The sequence below is a fragment of the Xanthomonas sp. WHRI 7064 genome (assembly GCF_040202355.2).
GTDB lineage: Bacteria > Pseudomonadota > Gammaproteobacteria > Xanthomonadales > Xanthomonadaceae > Xanthomonas > Xanthomonas arboricola.
This window is the reverse complement of record NZ_CP167821.1, coordinates 4042209-4059491: the sequence shown is the minus strand read 5'-3', so window position 1 is coordinate 4059491 and position 17283 is coordinate 4042209. Positions and strand designations below refer to the sequence as shown.

Genomic DNA, 17283 nt, shown 5'->3' with positions numbered 1-17283 from the left:
AGGCCGTGCCCGCCGCAGCGCGGCGGGCGTGGTGGTCAGGACGCCTTGAGCTGCAGTGCGGGTGCAACCTGGATGGCGCGCCAGGACGGCAGCAAGCCGGCCAATAGGCTGGCAACCAGCGCCAATGCGAAGGTGAGCAACAGCATCTTCGGATCCAGGTGCGCAAGCTTGGCGTAGTCGACAGGTTGTTGGCGCACCACCCACAAGCCCAACCATGCCAGCCCAAGCCCTGTAATACCGCCCGCAAGTCCGATGGTTCCGGCTTCGACCAGACACTGCGCAAAGATGGCGCCGCGTGAGGCGCCCAGGGCACGACGCACACCGATCTCTCCACTGCGGCGCAGGAACTTGGCTAGCAACAGGCCAACAGTATTGAGCAGGCACACCAGTAGAAAGCCCATCGCCAGCCACAGCTGCAGGCGAACGTCGCCAGGAACCACTTCCTTATAATCCAGCCACTCCATCACGTTACGCAGGCGGGTATTGTTCGGACGTTCGAAACGCCCTGCAGCGCGCTGCTGATCGGAGTAGTTATCCAGATAGGCTTTGTAGTCGCCAGCCTGCGCTGGGCTATCCAGCTCCACCCAATACTGCATCCAGGTGCAGGACGCGTTGAGCGCGGTTTGATCACTGTTGTCGCTCTTGCCGTAGCAATTCATACCACCGTAGTGATCCATCTTCAGATCTATCGCCACTGAAAACGGCAGATACACTTGCTCGTCTGAGCCATAGCTATTGCTGAGATCGTAGAAGCGCGGATTGGCCTTCCAGTCAGCGAGAACGCCAACGATGCGGAAGGTGTTCTTGTCCATGCGCAAATCGCGGCCGATGCTGTTGCCGCCGTCGAACAGCTTGTCGTTGAGTTCCTGGGTGATTACCGCAACGCGCTCGTGCGCCTCGTCGCTACTTGCTGACCAGCCTTGGCCATACAGGAAAGGCGTTTCGAACATCGGGAAGAAATCGGCCGAGGTAAAGCGAACTTCTGATTTGAAGGCGGTCATGCCGCTCTTGTCTGGCTCGATCGCCACTCTTCCGCCGGTCATCAGCGCCTGGCGTTTTGCGTGCTTTTCACGCAGCAGCGCTTCGGCATCGAAGCGAGTGACCTGGTCGCCAGGCTCTTCTCCCGGCTGGTATCCGGCCTTGGGGTATGGATCCACCAGGACGCTAAACAGCCGGTCGCTCTTCTGCGGGATCGGATCGCCGGACAGCACATAGAACACCGTCAGGGTGGTCATGCTGGCGCCGATGCCGAGTGCGATGGCCAGCACCATCAGCGCGGTGAGCACCTTGTTGCGGCGGAAGCTGCGTAAGGCAAGATTGAAGTAGTAGCCGAACATGGGATGTGCCTCTTACTCGGCCAGGGTGGCGGCGCTGTCGCGCGAGCGCATCAGGGCGGGGTTGCGTTCCAGGTCGGTGGCCTGGCCGTCGACGATATGCACGTTGCGCTGCGCGCGTGCAGCCAGTTCCGGGTCGTGGGTGACCATGACGATGGTGGTGCCCTGGCTGTTGATCTCTTCCAGCAGTTCCATCACTCCGCGTGCCATCTGCGAGTCGAGGTTGCCGGTGGGTTCGTCGGCCAGCAACAGGCGCGGGCTGCCGGCCAGCGCACGCGCGATGGCGGCGCGCTGCTGCTGACCACCGGACAGCTCGGTGGGGTAGTGCTTCAAGCGCGAGCCCAGGCCGACCTTGGTCAAGGCTTCTTCGATGCGCTGCTTGCGCTCGGCCGCGGCCATGCCGCGATAGCGCAGCGGCACATCGACGTTGTCGAACAGGTTGAGATCGGGAATCAGGTTGAAGCCCTGGAAAATGAAACCGATCTTGCGGTTGCGCAGGCGCGAACGCGCGTCGTCGGACAGATGGCTGACGTCTTCGCCATCAAGCAGGTACTGCCCGCTGGTGAAGGTCTCCAGCAGCCCGGCCAGGTTGAGGAAGGTGGTCTTTCCCGAGCCGGAGGGGCCGGTGACCGCGACGAATTCGCCTTCGCGCACATGCAGGTCCAGCGAGCGTAGCGCGTGCGTTTCCACCTGTTCGGTGCGGAAGACCTTGGAGACCGATTGCATCTTGAGCATTGCCGATTCCTTTACGAAGAAGGTGTGTGCGAAAGAGGTTGAGAGTGGCTGACAAACCGTGGCAAGCAGCCTGATGGCTGCGCAGCAGGTGTGCTGTCCGCCTTTAGTGAACGGTGACGCGCGGTGCATCCCCGAAGTTGTCTGCGCCGGAGACCACCACGCGGTCGCCGACCTGCAGCCCGGACAGCACCTGCACCTCGCCCAGGCTGCTGACACCCATGCGCACCGGCCGGCGCACCGCGGTGTTGCCATCCATCACGTAGGCGTAGCTGCCGCCGGATTGTTCGACGAACGGGCCGCGCTCGACCTTGAGCACGTTGCGGCGCGTGTCCATCACCACGCGTGCGCTCATGCGCTGGCTCTGGCGCAGGCCTGGCGGCTGCTTGTCGGCGAAGCGGATGCGCGCAGTGACTTCGCCATTGACCACTTCCGGCGACACCGCCGAGATCGCGCCGGGGAACGGCTCGCCGCTGCCGCTGGTGAGCTGCGCCGGCATGCCGATTGCCAGATCGCGCGCAAAACTTTCCGGCACCTTGATCTCCACTTCGAACTTGGACAGGTCCACCACGCCCAGGATCGGCGCGTTCGCCGCGACCTGGGTGTGCTGCACCGCCTGCACCTGGCCGACCTGGCCATCGAACGGCGACAGCAGCGTGAGCGCATCGACCTGGCGCTGCACTTCGGCCACCACCGCGCGCTGGCGGTCGGCGAGCAGGCGCTTGTTGCGCGAATCCAGGTCTGCACCCTGGCTCTTCAGCGACGCATCCCGCTCGGCGTGCTGCAGGTCGATGTCGGTCTTCTTCAAGGTGTCCTGCGCCTTGGCCAGCTCCACCTGCGGCACCGCGCCGCCATCGTAGCCGCGCTGGTAGCGCTCCAGGTCGCGCGCGGCGGCCTGCTTGTCGATCTTGGCCTGATCGGTGAGCTTGCTGGCCGTGGCGCGGGCCAGGGTGGCGTCCAGGGCGGCGCGGCTGGACTCGGCTTCCAGCCCGGCCAGGGTGGCCTGCTCCTGGGCCAGCTTGCTGCGCAGCTCCGGGCTGTCGATGCGGGCCAGCTCCTGGCCCTGCTTGACCACGTCGCCGGCCACCACGCTCAGCGTCACCGTGCCGGCCGAGATGGCGTACAGCACGGGGCTGTTGGCGGCGATGACGCGCCCGTCGGCGGCGATGTCGCGCACCAGGTCGCCCTGGCTGACCGTGGCGATCCGCACCCGGCTGGCATCGAACGAGCGGCTGCCGGCGCTCCACGCGGTGACCGCCCAGCCGATGCCGGCCAACACGGCGACCACCGCGATGCCGGGCCATAGCCAACGGCGCCAGGGCGCGCTCTGGGCGGGTGTACGGAGAACCTGGTCCTGGGCGGAAGTATCGCGAATCATGGTCGGCTGGCTCGGTGGCGTCACTGCGATAAAGCAGGACGTGTGCCAACCTCCAAGTCGTTGAATGCATTAGTTTTTAGATGTTTGCGGCCAGTGTCCGCAGTGTCCGCGGACACTGGTGCGGACACGCTGTCCGGGCATGGTCATGCAGCGGACAATAGCGGACACGCTAAAATGCCCGGCTTCGTCCTCAAGGGTTGTCCTATGTGCGGCATTGTCGGAGCGATCGCCGGGCGCGATGTGGTCCCGGTCCTGATCGAAGGACTGAAGCGTCTGGAGTACCGCGGCTACGATTCCTCCGGCATCGCCGTGCTCGATGGCGCGCAGGTACGCCGCGTGCGCCGCACCGGGCGCGTGGCGGAGATGGCGCAGGCGGCGCAGGCCGAGCGGTTCGGCGCGACGCTGGGCATCGGCCACACCCGCTGGGCCACCCATGGCGGCGTCACCGAGGCCAATGCGCACCCGCACATCAGTGACGGCGTGGCGCTGGTGCATAACGGCATCATCGAAAACCACGAACAGCAGCGCGAGAAGCTGCGTGCGCTGGGCTACACCTTCGAGTCGCAGACCGATACCGAAGTCATTGCGCACCTGATCCATCACCATCTGGGCAGCGCAGGCGACCTGTTGACCGCGCTGCAGCGCACCGTCAAGGAGCTCACCGGTGCCTACGCGCTGGCGGTGATGAGCCAGGCCGAACCGGAGCGCTTCGTCTGCGCGCGCATGGGCTGCCCGCTGCTGATCGGCGTGAGCGAGGGCGAGAACTTCGTCGCTTCCGATGTCTCGGCCATCGTGCAGGCCACCCGCCAGGTGATTTTCCTGGAAGAGGGCGACACCGCCGAACTGCGCCGCGATGGCGTGCGCATCTTCGATGGCAACGACGCGCCGGTCGAGCGCCCGCTGCACCTGTCGGATGTGTCGCTGGCATCGCTGGAACTGGGCCCGTTCCGCCATTTCATGCAGAAGGAAATCCACGAGCAGCCGCGTGCGCTGGCCGACACCATCGAGGCGGCGATCGATGCCAAGGGCTTCCCTGCGTCATTGTTCGGGCCCAATGCCGAAGCGGTGTTGCGCGACATCGAAGGCGTGCAGATCCTGGCCTGCGGCACCAGCTACTACGCGGGTCTGACCGCGCGCTACTGGATCGAAGCCATCGCCGGGCTGCCGTGCAGCGTGGAGATCGCCAGCGAATACCGTTACCGCGCCGCCTATGCCAATCCCAGGCACCTGATCGTCACCATCTCCCAATCCGGCGAAACGCTGGACACGATGGAGGCGCTGAAATACGCCAAATCGCTGGGGCACCTGCACACCTTGTCGATCTGCAACGTGCCCGAAAGCGCGATCCCGCGCGCCAGCGAACTGGTCTGCTACACACGTGCCGGCGCCGAGATCGGCGTGGCCTCGACCAAGGCGTTCACCACCCAGCTGGCGGTGTTGTTCCAGCTGACCATGGTGCTGGGCAAGTTGCAGGGGCGCATCAGCGAGGCCGAGGAAGCGGAGTATCTGGAACAGCTGCGTTTCCTGCCGGGCAGCGTGCAGCACGCGCTGAATCTGGAGCCGCAGATCATGGCCTGGGCCGAGCGTTTTTCGGTCAAGGAAAACGCATTGTTTCTCGGCCGCGGCCTGCATTACCCGATCGCGCTGGAAGGCGCGCTCAAGCTCAAGGAAATATCCTATATCCACGCCGAAGCGTATCCGGCCGGCGAGTTGAAGCATGGCCCGCTGGCCCTGGTGGACGCAGCGATGCCGGTGGTGGTGATCGCGCCGAACGATCGGCTGCTGGAGAAGGTCAAATCCAACATGCAGGAAGTGCGCGCACGTGGCGGCGAGCTGTTCGTGTTCGCCGACCAGGACAGCCACTTCAGCGAGTCCGAAGGCGTGCACGTGATCCGCACCCCGCGCCACGCCGGCGTGCTGTCGCCGGTGATCCACACCATCCCGGTGCAGTTGCTGGCCTACCACACCGCACTGGCACGCGGCACCGATGTAGACAAGCCGCGTAACTTGGCCAAGTCGGTGACGGTGGAGTAGCGGCACAAGCCCGGCATCGTGCTTGGTCGGAGATGACGATCGGTAACTGGAGAGTCATTCGTCCAACTGGCGCTGACGGGTGATGGGCGTGTAGGTACCGATTCGTCCAACATGAAAAATGCAGAAGGGCGGGGTGCGTCATTGCTCCCGTCCTTTCGCGTTTCCACAGCGCGACTCGCGGCGTGTCACCCACAGACTGGATGGCGCATGCTGGTTATGCGAGGGGGCTTGGCCTGACCATTGAGGCGCGACTCGGCATCCAGGGGCGCTAGTCGCGCTCTCGTTCCCCTGCGAGGATCGCTGCCAGAGCGTCCGCGTTCAGCACATTGACCTTGCCGTAGCCAACGTCGATCAAGCCTTGGGCTTTCCAGGCCTTCAACAGCCGGTTCACGGTAGGACGGGAGACGCCCAGCCTATCGGCAAGAGCACTCTGTGGCATGCGGATGCTGGGTTGGGCAGTGAGAAGCTGGGCCGCCAGCCGGCGTTCGAGCGAACGTGCCTGATTGGCTTCAATCCAGTTCAGGGTCTGCCGATAGCGTGAGCGCACCAGGCGGGTGATGGCCAGCAGCGCCGCCGGGTTGGATGCGATCACCCGGTTGAAGGCGACAGTCGAGACGACGGCGATCTTGCTACGTCCGTGGGCCACCGCGCTGAACGCCCGTGCCCGCGCATCCAGTAGTGGAACTTCCCCAAACCACTGGCCTGGTCCAAGCACCAGCGACAGCCTCTCGCTGAGCTGCATCGGCTCCAGCGAGACCCGGACCGCGCCGCTGAGAATGCCGAACATGCAGGCAGGGGTGGAGCCCAGATCAAAGATCCGCTGGCCCGCAACAAACGTTCGAGCCGACGCCTGGGAGAGAAAAATCTCTGCAATCTCTGGACTCAGGGTGCCATCGTCGGGCATGGCCGGGACCGTGGTCGAACTGTTCTGATTTTACAGTCTGGCGGGTTCAACGGGGGCACCATGCAGGCCTAATCCTTGGAGCACCAGCCATGTATGTGGGTCACTTTGCGATCGGACTGGCCTTGAAAGCGCGCTTTCCGAGTACCCCGACGCTTCCTCTCCTGCTGGGCGTCGGCTTCCTCGACATCCTGGACGGCATCTTCATCATGCTTGGCTGGGATCTGGTAACGCCCAACCTCGCTGCAGGCCCCTATCTGTTCTTCGACCTGACATTCATCGACTGGGATCATTCGCTGTTGGCGGCGGTCGTGTGGTCGGTTGTCTGGGCCGGTTTCTTCTGGAAAGACAGGCGCGTTGCCGTCCTGGCGTTCATCGCGTCCTTCTCTCACTTCTTCGCCGACTGGCCGATGCACAACAATGACCTGGCGCTTTTGCCGCATTCACAGACCCACCTTGGCCTGGGACTGTGGGGACGGCTGGGAACTGCCTCGTGGGTGATCGAAGGAATCTTTGTTGCGGTGCTGGCCGCCTACGCCTGGCAGTCGGCGCGCAAGCGGGGGGTGAATTGGAACTGGCCGCTTGTCGTCTTGACGGTCGCGTTCTTCAATCTCTCCCCGTGGCTGTCTCCGATGAAGCACATCGCCGTGCTGGACGAGCCGGCGACACATCTGCTGCATGGCTTGCTCGTAACGCTGGGGTTTCTTGTGCCGGGTGCATTGCTCACGTGGCTCGTGAATCGTGAAGCGCGAAAGACACTGGTGTTGCGTCCCTGATGACGCGCCCGGCAGCGGCAGTGGGCTCGGTCGCGTGTAGCGGTTGACCGGCGCCGTGCAAGGCGCTGCTCAGTGGGCAACCCATTGTGCGATCCCACTGCGGTGGATGATTGGCAGACGACGGGCCCGGCTGCCAACGCGATGGCCCAGGTTATGCATACGCTTCCTGCGAGGGTCCCATCACGCAGAGGACGTATGCACGAGTCTTTCAAACAGGGCGCGCCGGCGGAATTGTGGCAGGCGTTGGTACGTGAGGCAGGGCAGCGGATTGCACAGCCGCTGGACGAATCGCGCGAGCATTATCTGGTCTTCGTGTTGCTGCGCCTGCAGCGCGATGCGCAGCTGTTTTCGCGTACGCAGGCCCTGGCCTGGTTGCACGCGCAGGACCAGATCGGCAGTCTGCGGGCCGATGCATTGCGCGACATCGGAGATCAATGCCTGCTGATTGCAGGCCTGTTTCCCGGCATTGCACAGCGCCGGCGGCTCAGCGTCGACTACTTCATCGAGTTGGGCCGCGGCGCGTATTTCGAAGTGGCCGACACGCGTTACAGCGATGCAGGTCTGTTCGCGCAGTTGGCCGCCACCTATCGCGAGTTGGTCAGCACGCTTGCGGCGCTGCGCCCGCCGCGCGAGTGGCAGCGCAGTCGCGGCGGGCTGCTGCATGCCTAGATAAGCGCCACTTCCGGGGCCGTCCCTACAGCTGTGGGGACCGCCCCGACTGCCAATTGCGCATGATGCGCTCACACTAAGTTCGCAACTGAGCGTTCTAGCCGACTGCGGACCGTTGTCTGATGGACCAAAGCACTGTGCCGTTGATCGCTGTCCGCGCGATCTGACAGTGTCATGTCGCATTGCGTGGGGGACACGCAATGCGACGCTCTCCAGGGGAAGGAATTCATGAAAGCATTAATTGCAGTTGCGATCTCGGCGCTGAGCGGGGCCGCAATGGCCAGCGATGTTCCGCCCGGTTATGCGGGCATGGGCGGCATGACCTTGCAGGACATCGACCCGGCCATCTATGCCTATCACTATGACCACGGCTTCGTCGGCGAAGACGCGATGGGGTGGGATCCGGCGCTGCAGTTCGCCTGGTCGCGCATCGCTGCGGCCAAGGTCTGCGGCCAGCAGCCTGTCGAGCAGGACGCCATCGTTGCCAGGCTGGTTGCGCAGTACGGCCAGGATGCGGCCGTGCATCAAGTCAACGGCATCGCATTTCATGAAGTGCAGATGCGTGCCTCCAGCGCGTTCTGTACCGCCACCCGTGGTGCCGAGGCGGTGGCAGTGGTGCCCGCATTTGCCAACGGCGATTTTTCGACGGCAACGACCTATGCCGCGGCTGCAGTTGCCGGCACGCTGTCGTTCGCCGAGACACAGCAACAGCCCTCCGCACAGACGCAGGGCGATGCCGACGCAGTCATTGCACCATCGGCGGATTGGGCGTTGCAGCTGCCGTTGCATGCCAGCATGCGTGTGGGGTCCAACGGCCTGCCCAACGGCGACGAAATGTTGCGCGTGGTGCGCCGCGGGCACACCGGGGCAGTGGTGGGCCTGCAGATCGCCACCAGCCTGTTCACGCGCGGCGTCGCAGTGTCGGCCTTCGGCAAGGGGCAGCTGAAAGGCGAAAAGATGGAAGGCGTGGGCAATCCCGGTTATCAACTGCAACGTGATGCGGTCAATGCGCGTCTGAAGAGCTACTTCACCGGGCATCCGGCAGCACTGCCGGCAGAACCGTTCCCGTTGCAGGTCCTGATGTCCGATTGGTTGCTCGTCTACCAGAGCCTGGCCGATACCAAGTCGCCCTACGAGCTGCGCTACGCGGTAACGATCGGCGGTGAACGCTCCGGACTGTTGAAGCGCAAGGCGAGTCCGGTCAATCTGGACTGCGCGCCCACACCGCGCACCGCATCGCTAGAGGAGTGGGAGGCAAACGACTACGCGCTGGTCAAGCAGGCCGCACAGGCCTACAGCGAGGAATGCGCCGCAAAATTTGCCGAGCAGTTACCGCAGTGGTTCCCGGATAGAGAGGCAGTTGCCACCTCCAACTGAGGCAACGCGTCATGCCGCAGCATGGCGCCTGCATCTAGGAAGAGCTACCAAAGCTGCTGCGCTGCCGTCAGGCGGGCGCGGCCGGTGCTCGGAATTCTCATGTACCACTCGTACATTCCGGTTCTGAGCGCGCCGTCCGCACTCACCTGATGACCGCACGCTAGGTTGCGTTAGCCGCTGGAAGTGCGCTGCGCGCATCCAACTGTGTCGGCTTTCTCTGCCGACATACCCTGCTCGAGAGCGAAGTACCGACAGCGCATGTGCCTGAAACAAGAATGCCCGGGAACCCCGGGCATTTTGTTATGCGTTACGCCAGCGGCGTGTTGGAAATGATCTCCACCCAGTAGCCGTCCGGGTCCTTGATGAAGGCCAGGTGCTTCATGCGGCCGTCTTCCAGGCGTTTCTGGTACGGCACGTTGAGGCTATCGAAACGTGCGCAGGCGGCGTGGATGTCGGGCACCGAGATGCAGATGTGGCCAAAGCCGCGCGGGTCGCTGTTGCCGTCGTGGTAGACCGGGCCGTTCTGGGTTTCGGTGCCGTGGTTGTGGGTGAGTTCGAGCACGCCGGGGATGCCGGCCATCCACAGCCGACGCGCGGCATCGTCGTCGGGGATCGCGGTGTCGTCGGGCAGCAGGGCCAGGAAGTACAGGCTGAACTGCGCATCGGGAAAATCACGTGCGTCCAGCAAGCGGAAGCCCAGCACGCGCGTGTAGAAATCCAGCGAACGCTGCGCATCCTTGACGCGCAGCATGGTGTGGTTGAACACGAAACCGGCAGTGTCGGCAGGTGCGGCGCTGGCGCCGGGGACGTGTTGCAGGTCGGTCAAAGGCATTGCGGTCTCCTCGATGGAATGCGGGGGCAGGTCAGGCTGCACTGGACGTGGATGTTAGCGGGGCAATGATTGTCGGCATGTCTGCACCGTGCGCGTCGGCGGTCTGGCGTCGCTCTGTGGTCGATCGTGCGCGACAGCGCGACCTGCCTTGTTCAAGGTCGTGGCATGGGCCTGCACCGAGTCCGAACGGTCAGGCCCATGCGCACAGCGGTTGTCTCAGAACCAGATGCGCAGTCCGGCAACAAACCGGCTGTCGCGTGCAGGCTCATCGTCGATCGCAGCGCGGCGGGCAGTGTCGCCGAAACTGCGGCTGTGCACCCAGCCGACATAGGGTGTGAAGCGGCGGGTGATTTCGTAGCGCAGCCGCAGGCCGACCTCGACCTGCTCCAGCCCGCTGCCAACGCCGCGCCGGTCATCGTCGGTGAGGGCGATATCGGCTTCTACGCGCGGCTGCAGGATCAGCCGATTGGTGAGCAGCACCTCGTACTCGCCTTCCAGGCGTAATGCCGCGCGGCTGCCGCTGCCGACATAGAGCGTGGCTTCGGTCTCGAACTTGTAGGGCGCCAGGCCCTGCACGCCGAAGGCGGCCCAGCTGCGATGTTCGCCCGCTCCGATGTCCTGACGTGCGCCAACCAGCAGGTCCCACCATGGCGAGATGGCGTGACCATAGAACGCCTCCACCGATGCGGCCTGCGTGCGGCCGTCCTGCCGCTCGCCTTCGCTGCGCAACCAGAGCCGGTCGATATCGCCGCCGATCCAGGCGCGTGCTTCCCAGTCCTGGCCACTGCCGCGCGTGGTGTCGAAGGTTTCCAGTCGATCGAGCAACACGTAGTGATTGATGCCTGGCGCGTGCATCGCATGGTGCTGCAAGGGGGCGAATGCCGCCGCGATCTCCTCGGCAGTGGGCTCGGGGATCGGCGTACGTGGCAGCGCGCCGGTGGGGGGCGATGCCGGTATTTGCATCACTGCTTCGGCATGCGGCGCGTGCTCCATGTCGGAGTGATCCATCGCCCCATGCTGTTGCCCGTGCTGCATCGACGCATGATCCATCGACGTGTGCTCCATTGCATCGTGGTCGCTGTCTGCCTGTGATTGCCGGGCGTTGTCCAGTTGTGGATTCGCAAAGGCCTGGTGTGCGGCGTGCTGGACATCGGCGTGCTGCATGCCTGCGTGGTGCATCGATGCCGGCGCTGCCGAAGCGTCGGGCTGTACTGGGTGTTGCGCAGGCATGCTGTCAGCAGCCTTTGTCAATGCTGATGCTGATGCTGATGCAGTGCTGGAGTGCTGCGCGTGCTGCATCTGCGCATGCTCCCTCTGCATCGTATCTGTGCTCTGCTGCGCGGATGGCGGCGATGCCTCCGTTGTGATGGATGTCTGCGGCTGGGCCGCCGTTGCCTGGTCGGCCATCTGCATTGCATGTGCGCCATCGACGTGCGCGGATGACTCCATCGCCGCATGCTGATGCTCCTGTGCAGTGGCCGATGCGCTCAGCAGCAGTGCGAGCAGCGTCATGTATTGCGTCCGTGGCGTACTCATGCCTCCACCCGCACTTCGCGCATCATGCCCGCTTCCATGTGGTACAGCAGATGGCAGTGGTAGGCCCAGCGGCCCAGCGCATCGGCGCGAACGCGATAGCTGCGGCGTGTGCCGGGCGGCATGTCGATGGTGTGCTTGCGCACCTGGAAATTGCCATCGGCGTCTTCCAGATCGCTCCACATGCCGTGCAGATGGATGGGGTGTTGCATCATGGTGTCGTTGACCAGCACGATGCGCAGCCGCTCGCCGTACTGCAGCCGCAAGGGCTCTGCCGAGGCAAAGGCGATGCCGTCGAACGACCAGGCAAATTTTTCCATATGCCCGGTCAGGTGCAATTCGATCTCGCGGCCGGGCTCGCGTCCATCCGGGTCCTCGAACAGGCTGTGCAGGTCGGCGTAGCGCAGCACCCGGCGGCCGTTGTCGCGTAGGCCAACCCCAGGATCGTCCAGGCGCGGTGAAGTGGCATTGCTGCGCATGTCGATCAGCGGGTTGCCGTCTTCGCTGGCAGGGTGGTGCGGCGTCTTGCGCTGCGCATCGCCGCTTGCATGCCCGTGCATCTGCGCGGCTGGCATCGGCATTGCCATCGCGTGTGCCGCATGCGGGTCGCTGTGCGTCGTGTCGGCGCCGTGCATGGCGTGACCCGCATGCGCCATGCCATTGCCGTGCCCCATGTCCTGCATGGTGAGGATGGCGCGCGGATCCAGCGCGGGAATCGGTGCCTGCAGCCCATGCCGCACCGCCAGCGTGCCGCAGGCGAATCCTGTGCGGCCCATGTCCTGCGCGAACAAGGTAAACGCGTCCTGGCCGATGGGCTCGACAAGCACCTCGAAGGTCTCGGCCGCCGCAATGCGTAGCTCGTCCACGCTGACCGGATGCACGTACTGGCCGTCGGCGGCCACCACGGTCATGCGCAGGCCGGGGATGCGGATGTCGAAGTAGGTCATCGACGAGCCGTTGATGAAACGCAGCAGTACCTTCTCGCCAGGCTTGAACAGGCCGGTCCAGTTGCCGGCCGGGGCGACGCCATTGAGCAGGTAGGTGTAGGTGTTGGCGTTGACGTCGGACAGGTCGGTCGGGGTCATGCGCATGCGCCCCCACATGCCGCGGTCGGCCAGCGTCGCGCGCAAGCCGTCGTCGCGCGCATCGCGCAGGAAATCGCCCACCGTGCGCTGCGCGTAATTGTCGTGGCTGGGCATCTGCTTGAGCCGCCGGAACAGCGCGGCCGGGTCCAGGTCGGTCCAGTCCGAGAGCAGCACCACGTGCTCGCGATCGTGCCGGTACGGCGGTGGTGTCAGCGGATCAATGACGATCGCACCGTACAGGCCGGCCTGTTCCTGAAACATCGAATGGCTGTGATACCAGTAGGTGCCGGACTGGCGCAGCGCGAAGCGGTAGTGGTATTCCTGGCCCGGCGCGATGCCGTCGAAACTCATCCCCGGCACGCCGTCCATGTTGGCCGGCAGCAACAGGCCGTGCCAGTGCACCGAGGTGGGTTGGTCAGCCAGCGCGTTGCGCACGCGCACGCTGATCGTGTCGCCTTCGCGCCAGCGCAGCGTGGGGGCCGGCAGGCTCTGGTTGACGGTGATGGCGGGGCGGCTGCGCCCGGTGAGGTTGACCGGCATACGGCCGATCTGCAGCGTCTGGCTGCTGCCGCGCAGGACCGGCGTACTCACCGGGTTGGACGCACGCGCATCGCTGCGCCACAGGCCGCCGGCGGCGGCAACGCCGCCCAGGGCAAGGCCTTGCACGAAGCGGCGTCGACTCAGGCCGCCACAGGAAGGGGGATCGAAAGAATTCGGATCGAAAGACATGACATCTCCACTGCGCCCCACCACCGAAGGCGGACGCATCACATCGCTTAGAAACCCCGCGCAGCAAGCGCACGGGCCCGATGACGGCGCAGCCGTCAGCGCTCAGGCGATGGGAGGTCGAACCGGTTGCTCGGGCACCGGGCTGCCGCGCCCTTCGGCCAGGGTGGCAGGCAGGGTGGCGCGGCCAGGCAGGCCGGCGGGCACCGCAGGCAGGGTCAGCAAGGCGAGGCTGCAGTGCTGCAGGCAGTCGCAGCTGCCCAGCTTGCAGCAGTCGGCCGCGTGCGCGTGCCGGGTTTTATCGGGGGGATGCGCCGCATCCGGCGGCGGCATGTCGGCATGGCACGGCATCGCGGCCGACATGGGCGCGTGCGCCATCGACGCGGTCGCAACCATCCCGGCCGAGGCCATCTCCGGCATCGCCATGCCCACCGACGCCCACGCGCCGGTAGCCGTATTGGCAACCAGGCACAGGCACAGCAGCAGGCGGAGCAGGCAACGCAGCACGGGCAGTCAGGGCGGGGCGGTCAGGTGCGACGAGCATAGCATCGGCTCCCAGCTGTCCGCCCGATGACCCGCCCGCCGTGGCCGCGCGCCCGGCAGCGGTAGAATTGGCGCTTCCTTCGCCGCACAGTCCTGCCATGTCGCAGCGCCAGTGGGTGGCCGCCGCCATCCAGAAGATCGAGGCCGATTTCAACCGTTCGGCCGACACCCATCTGATTCCGATGGACCTGCCGGGCTTTCCGGGCATCGACCTGTATTTCAAGGACGAGTCCAGCCACCCGACCGGCAGCCTCAAGCACCGGCTGGCGCGCTCTCTGTTCCTGTACGCGCTGACCAACGGCTGGCTGCGGGCCGGGCGGCCTGTGATCGAGGCCTCCAGTGGCTCGACCGCCATCTCCGAGGCCTATTTCGCGCGACTGCTGGGGGTGCCCTTCATCGCGGTGATGCCGGCTTCGACCTCGCCGGAAAAGATCGCCGCGATTCAATTCCAGGGCGGCCGCTGCCATCTGGTCGAGCGTGCCTGCGATCTGGACAGCGCCTCGCACCAGCTCGCGCGCGAGACCGGCGGCCACTTCATGGACCAGTTCACCTACGCCGAGCGCGCCACAGACTGGCGCGCCAACAACAACATCGCCGAATCGATCTTCAAGCAGCTGGCCGAGGAGCCGCATCCGATTCCCGACTGGATCGTCTGCAGCCCCGGCACCGGCGGCACCAGCGCCACGCTCGGCCGCTATGTGCGCTACCGGCGCCACGCCACCCGCATCCTCTGCGCCGACCCGGAAGTGTCGGTGTTCTTCGACGGCTATTGCCGCGCGGTGGACGGGCAGTGCCCCAAGGAGCTGGCCATCACCGGCGGCTCGCGCATCGAAGGCATCGGCCGCCCGCGGGTGGAGTCCAGCTTCATCGCCAGCTGCGTGGACGTGATGATCAAGGTGCCCGACGCCCTGAGCCTGGCCGCCATGCGCCATGTCAGCGCCACGCTCGGCCGCCGCGTCGGCGGCTCCACCGGCACCAACTTCGTCGGCGTGCTGCAGGCCGCCCAGCGCATGCGCCAGGCCGGCCGCAGCGGCTCCATCGTCACCATCCTGTGCGATGCCGGCGAGCGCTATGCGCACAGCTATTACGACCCGGCCTGGTACGTGGCGCGCGAGATCGACGTCACCGACAGCGATGCGGCCATTGCCATCGCCGTCAACGGCGGCGACCTGCCTGCGCTGCCTTGTGCGGCGCTGGAATGATCGCCATATCCGATCAGCTGCTGGCAAAACCGCCGGGTCTCGCAGCGTCTGCCAGCCCCTCGCCCTGATTCCTGATCCAGTCCACCGCCGGAGCGCCCCATGACCAACCCGCTGCTCGACCTGTCCGGACTGCCGTCCTTCGATGCGATCCGCCCCGAACACGTGGGCCCGGCAATCGACCAACTGCTGGCCGAGGCCGAGGCCGCGGTGAAAGCGGCCGAGCAGGTCAGCCCGGTCAGCTGGGACAGCTTCGTGGTGCCGCTGGACGATGCCACCGAGCGGCTGTGGCGCGCCTGGGGCCAGGTCGGCCATCTGCAGGCGGTGGTCAACACGCCGGAACTGCGCGAGGCCTACAACAGCAATCTGCCCAAGCTCAGCCGCTTCGGCAGTGCGCTGGCGCAGAACCTGGCGCTGTATGCGCAATACAAGGCGCTGGCCGAAGCGCCGGAAGCGGCGCACTACGACGCCGCGCGGCGCAAGGTGCTGGAAAACGCGCTGCGCGATTTCCGCCTCGGCGGTGCCGAGCTGGACGATGCGTCCAAGGCGCGGTTTGCGCAGGTCCAGGAAGAACTTTCCGCACTGGCCGCCAAGTTTTCGCAGAACGTGCTCGATGCCACCGATGCTTGGTCGTACGTGAGCGAAGACGCAACCGAGCTGTCTGGCCTGCCGGCCGAGGTGGTCGCCGCTGCACGCGCGGCCGCGGAAAAGGACGGCGTGCCGGGCTGGAAGCTGACCTTGCAGATGCCGTGCTATCTGCCGGTGCAGACCGATGCGGACAATCGCGAGCTGCGCGCGCGGCTGTACCGCGCCAACGCCGAGCGCGCCTCCGAGTTCGGCGATGCCGCGCTGGACAACAGCGCCAATATCGATCGTATCCTGGCCCTGCGCGCCGAGCTGGCACAGCTGCTCGGCTTTGCCAGTTACGCGGAGTATTCGGTCGCCACCAAGATGGCGCAAAGCCCGGATGAAGTGATGGGCTTCCTGCGCGATCTGGCAGTGCGCGCCAGGCCGTATGCGCAACGCGACCGTGCCGAGCTCGAAGCCTTTGCCCGCGACGAACTTGGCCTGGACGAACTGCAGGCCTGGGATCTGGCCTACGCCTCCGAAAAACTCAAGCAGGCGCGCTACAGCTTCTCCGAGCAGGAGGTGAAGCAGTACTTCACCGAGCCCAAGGTGCTGGCCGGTCTGTTCGATGTGATCCACAGCCTGTATGGCCTGACCGTCAAGCCCGATCGCGCGCCGGTCTGGCATGCGGATGTGCGCTTCTATCGCCTGGAAGATGCGCAGGGCGAGCTGGTCGGCCAGTTCTATCTGGACCTGTACGCGCGCGAAGGCAAGCGTGGCGGTGCGTGGATGGACGATTGCCGCAACCGCCGCGACACCGCCAACGGCGTGCAGACGCCGCTGGTGTATCTGGTGTGCAACTTCGGCCGCGGCAGTGGCGATACGTCGGCCACGTTCCGGCATGGCGAAGTCACCACGCTGTTCCATGAAATGGGCCACGGCCTGCATCAGTTGCTGACCCGCATCGGCGAGTTGGGCGTGGCTGGCATCAACGGCGTGGAATGGGACGCGGTGGAACTGCCGAGCCAGTTCATGGAGAACTTCTGCTGGAAATGGGAGCGCGTGCAGGCGATGACCGCGCACGTGCAGACCGGCGAACCGCTGCCGCGCAACCTGTTCGACCGGCTGCTGGCCGCACGCAATTTCCAGAGCGGCATGTTCACCGTGCGCCAGCTGGAATTTGCGTTGTTCGACATGCAGCTGCACAGCAGCTTCGACCCGACCCAGGACAACGTGCTGCAGCTGATCGAGCGCGTGCGCGACGAGGTGGCGGTCAACCGCCCGCCGGCATGGAATCGCTTCCCGCACCAGTTCAGCCACATCTTCGCCGGCGGTTATGCAGCCGGTTACTACAGCTACAAGTGGGCCGAAGTGCTCAGCGCCGATGCCTACGCTGCCTTCGAAGAAGCGCCTGAGCAGGTGGCCGACACCGGCGCGCGCTTCCGCCATGAAGTGCTGTCGCGTGGCGGCAGCCGCAGCGCGGCCGACAACTTCCGCGCCTTCCGTGGGCGTGCGCCGAACATCGATGCGCTGTTGCGGCACAACGGCATGGCCGGCTGAACCGGGAGTGGGGAATCGGGATCGGGGAGTGGCAAGA

The 17283-nt window shown here is 65.3% G+C and carries 14 protein-coding genes and 1 other RNA gene; 7 read left to right on the top strand and 8 right to left on the bottom strand.

Features of this window, described 5'->3' with window-relative positions:
* Positions 1–35: 35 nt before the first annotated feature.
* From ABQY74_RS17175 to ABQY74_RS17165, 3 genes are all read right to left on the bottom strand, one after another.
* Entirely contained in the window at positions 36–1337 is a 1302-nt protein-coding gene (locus ABQY74_RS17175) for an ABC transporter permease (RefSeq protein WP_016901000.1), read from the bottom strand.
* 12 nt (positions 1338–1349) lie between these two features.
* Positions 1350–2069 carry an ABC transporter ATP-binding protein gene (locus tag ABQY74_RS17170; RefSeq protein WP_016900999.1) on the bottom strand — a complete coding sequence of 240 codons (720 nt, stop codon included), beginning with the start codon at positions 2067–2069 and terminating at the stop codon, positions 1350–1352.
* A gap of 103 nt (positions 2070–2172) precedes the next feature.
* Complete coding sequence (locus ABQY74_RS17165; RefSeq protein ID WP_026064021.1) at positions 2173–3444, bottom strand: efflux RND transporter periplasmic adaptor subunit; 1272 nt, start codon at positions 3442–3444, stop codon at positions 2173–2175.
* Positions 3445–3648: 204 nt separating this feature from the next.
* Between ABQY74_RS17165 and glmS the strand changes: the two genes are divergently transcribed.
* A complete protein-coding gene (gene glmS, locus ABQY74_RS17160) occupies positions 3649–5478 on the top strand; it encodes a glutamine--fructose-6-phosphate transaminase (isomerizing) (RefSeq protein ID WP_349792683.1) in 1830 nt (609 codons plus the stop codon).
* A gap of 268 nt (positions 5479–5746) precedes the next feature.
* Here the strand turns inward: glmS and ABQY74_RS17155 are convergent, their stop codons facing one another.
* Positions 5747–6382 (bottom strand): Crp/Fnr family transcriptional regulator, encoded by a 636-nt coding sequence (locus ABQY74_RS17155; RefSeq protein ID WP_349792467.1) that lies wholly within the window; start codon positions 6380–6382, stop codon positions 5747–5749.
* Between the two features lie 89 nt (positions 6383–6471).
* On the opposite strand from ABQY74_RS17155, the gene ABQY74_RS17150 reads away from it, so the two are divergent.
* The 4 genes from ABQY74_RS17150 to ABQY74_RS17135 all read left to right on the top strand — a co-directional run bounded on the left by ABQY74_RS17150 (position 6472) and on the right by ABQY74_RS17135 (position 9377).
* Positions 6472–7155: a hypothetical protein gene (locus ABQY74_RS17150; protein WP_349792465.1), complete on the top strand. Its 684-nt coding sequence runs from the start codon at positions 6472–6474 to the stop codon at positions 7153–7155.
* 195 nt (positions 7156–7350) lie between these two features.
* Complete coding sequence (locus ABQY74_RS17145; protein ID WP_349792463.1) at positions 7351–7824, top strand: hypothetical protein; 474 nt, start codon at positions 7351–7353, stop codon at positions 7822–7824.
* Positions 7825–8052: 228 nt separating this feature from the next.
* Positions 8053–9201 carry a hypothetical protein gene (locus ABQY74_RS17140; RefSeq protein WP_349792461.1) on the top strand — a complete coding sequence of 383 codons (1149 nt, stop codon included), beginning with the start codon at positions 8053–8055 and terminating at the stop codon, positions 9199–9201.
* 99 nt (positions 9202–9300) lie between these two features.
* Positions 9301–9377, top strand: a non-coding RNA gene (locus tag ABQY74_RS17135) — sX9 sRNA.
* Positions 9378–9508: 131 nt separating this feature from the next.
* On the opposite strand, the gene gloA is transcribed toward ABQY74_RS17135, so the two are convergent.
* The 4 genes from gloA to ABQY74_RS17115 form a co-directional block, all read right to left on the bottom strand.
* Complete coding sequence (gene gloA, locus ABQY74_RS17130) at positions 9509–10033, bottom strand: lactoylglutathione lyase (RefSeq protein ID WP_104624020.1); 525 nt, start codon at positions 10031–10033, stop codon at positions 9509–9511.
* Positions 10034–10249: 216 nt separating this feature from the next.
* Positions 10250–11569 carry a copper resistance protein B gene (locus tag ABQY74_RS17125; protein ID WP_349792458.1) on the bottom strand — a complete coding sequence of 440 codons (1320 nt, stop codon included), beginning with the start codon at positions 11567–11569 and terminating at the stop codon, positions 10250–10252.
* Complete coding sequence (locus ABQY74_RS17120; protein ID WP_349792681.1) at positions 11566–13401, bottom strand: copper resistance system multicopper oxidase; 1836 nt, start codon at positions 13399–13401, stop codon at positions 11566–11568. Before ABQY74_RS17120 ends, ABQY74_RS17125 begins: the two co-directional genes overlap by 4 nt.
* A gap of 81 nt (positions 13402–13482) precedes the next feature.
* The gene (locus tag ABQY74_RS17115; protein WP_166773129.1) at positions 13483–13884 is read right to left on the bottom strand and encodes a CopL family metal-binding regulatory protein; all 402 of its coding nucleotides are present in this window, start codon (positions 13882–13884) and stop codon (positions 13483–13485) included.
* Positions 13885–14018: 134 nt separating this feature from the next.
* Here ABQY74_RS17115 and ABQY74_RS17110 point away from each other — a divergent pair, with 134 nt between their 5' ends.
* A complete protein-coding gene (locus ABQY74_RS17110; RefSeq protein WP_039525304.1) occupies positions 14019–15122 on the top strand; it encodes a PLP-dependent cysteine synthase family protein in 1104 nt (367 codons plus the stop codon).
* Positions 15123–15221: 99 nt separating this feature from the next.
* Entirely contained in the window at positions 15222–17246 is a 2025-nt protein-coding gene (locus ABQY74_RS17105) for a M3 family metallopeptidase (protein ID WP_102253381.1), read from the top strand.
* Positions 17247–17283 lie beyond the last annotated feature (37 nt).

What these genes read in the sequence shown, in the direction of transcription:
- ABQY74_RS17175 (WP_016901000.1), bottom strand. Translation starts at nt 1,337, where the DNA reads ATGTTCGGCTACTACTTCAATCTTGCCTTACGCAGCTTCCGCCGCAAC.
- ABQY74_RS17170 (WP_016900999.1), bottom strand. Translation starts at nt 2,069, where the DNA reads ATGCTCAAGATGCAATCGGTCTCCAAGGTCTTCCGCACCGAACAGGTG.
- ABQY74_RS17165 (WP_026064021.1), bottom strand. Translation starts at nt 3,444, where the DNA reads ATGATTCGCGATACTTCCGCCCAGGACCAGGTTCTCCGTACACCCGCC.
- glmS (WP_349792683.1), top strand. Translation starts at nt 3,649, where the DNA reads ATGTGCGGCATTGTCGGAGCGATCGCCGGGCGCGATGTGGTCCCGGTC.
- ABQY74_RS17155 (WP_349792467.1), bottom strand. Translation starts at nt 6,382, where the DNA reads ATGCCCGACGATGGCACCCTGAGTCCAGAGATTGCAGAGATTTTTCTC.
- ABQY74_RS17150 (WP_349792465.1), top strand. Translation starts at nt 6,472, where the DNA reads ATGTATGTGGGTCACTTTGCGATCGGACTGGCCTTGAAAGCGCGCTTT.
- ABQY74_RS17145 (WP_349792463.1), top strand. Translation starts at nt 7,351, where the DNA reads ATGCACGAGTCTTTCAAACAGGGCGCGCCGGCGGAATTGTGGCAGGCG.
- ABQY74_RS17140 (WP_349792461.1), top strand. Translation starts at nt 8,053, where the DNA reads ATGAAAGCATTAATTGCAGTTGCGATCTCGGCGCTGAGCGGGGCCGCA.
- gloA (WP_104624020.1), bottom strand. Translation starts at nt 10,033, where the DNA reads ATGCCTTTGACCGACCTGCAACACGTCCCCGGCGCCAGCGCCGCACCT.
- ABQY74_RS17125 (WP_349792458.1), bottom strand. Translation starts at nt 11,569, where the DNA reads ATGAGTACGCCACGGACGCAATACATGACGCTGCTCGCACTGCTGCTG.
- ABQY74_RS17110 (WP_039525304.1), top strand. Translation starts at nt 14,019, where the DNA reads ATGTCGCAGCGCCAGTGGGTGGCCGCCGCCATCCAGAAGATCGAGGCC.
- ABQY74_RS17105 (WP_102253381.1), top strand. Translation starts at nt 15,222, where the DNA reads ATGACCAACCCGCTGCTCGACCTGTCCGGACTGCCGTCCTTCGATGCG.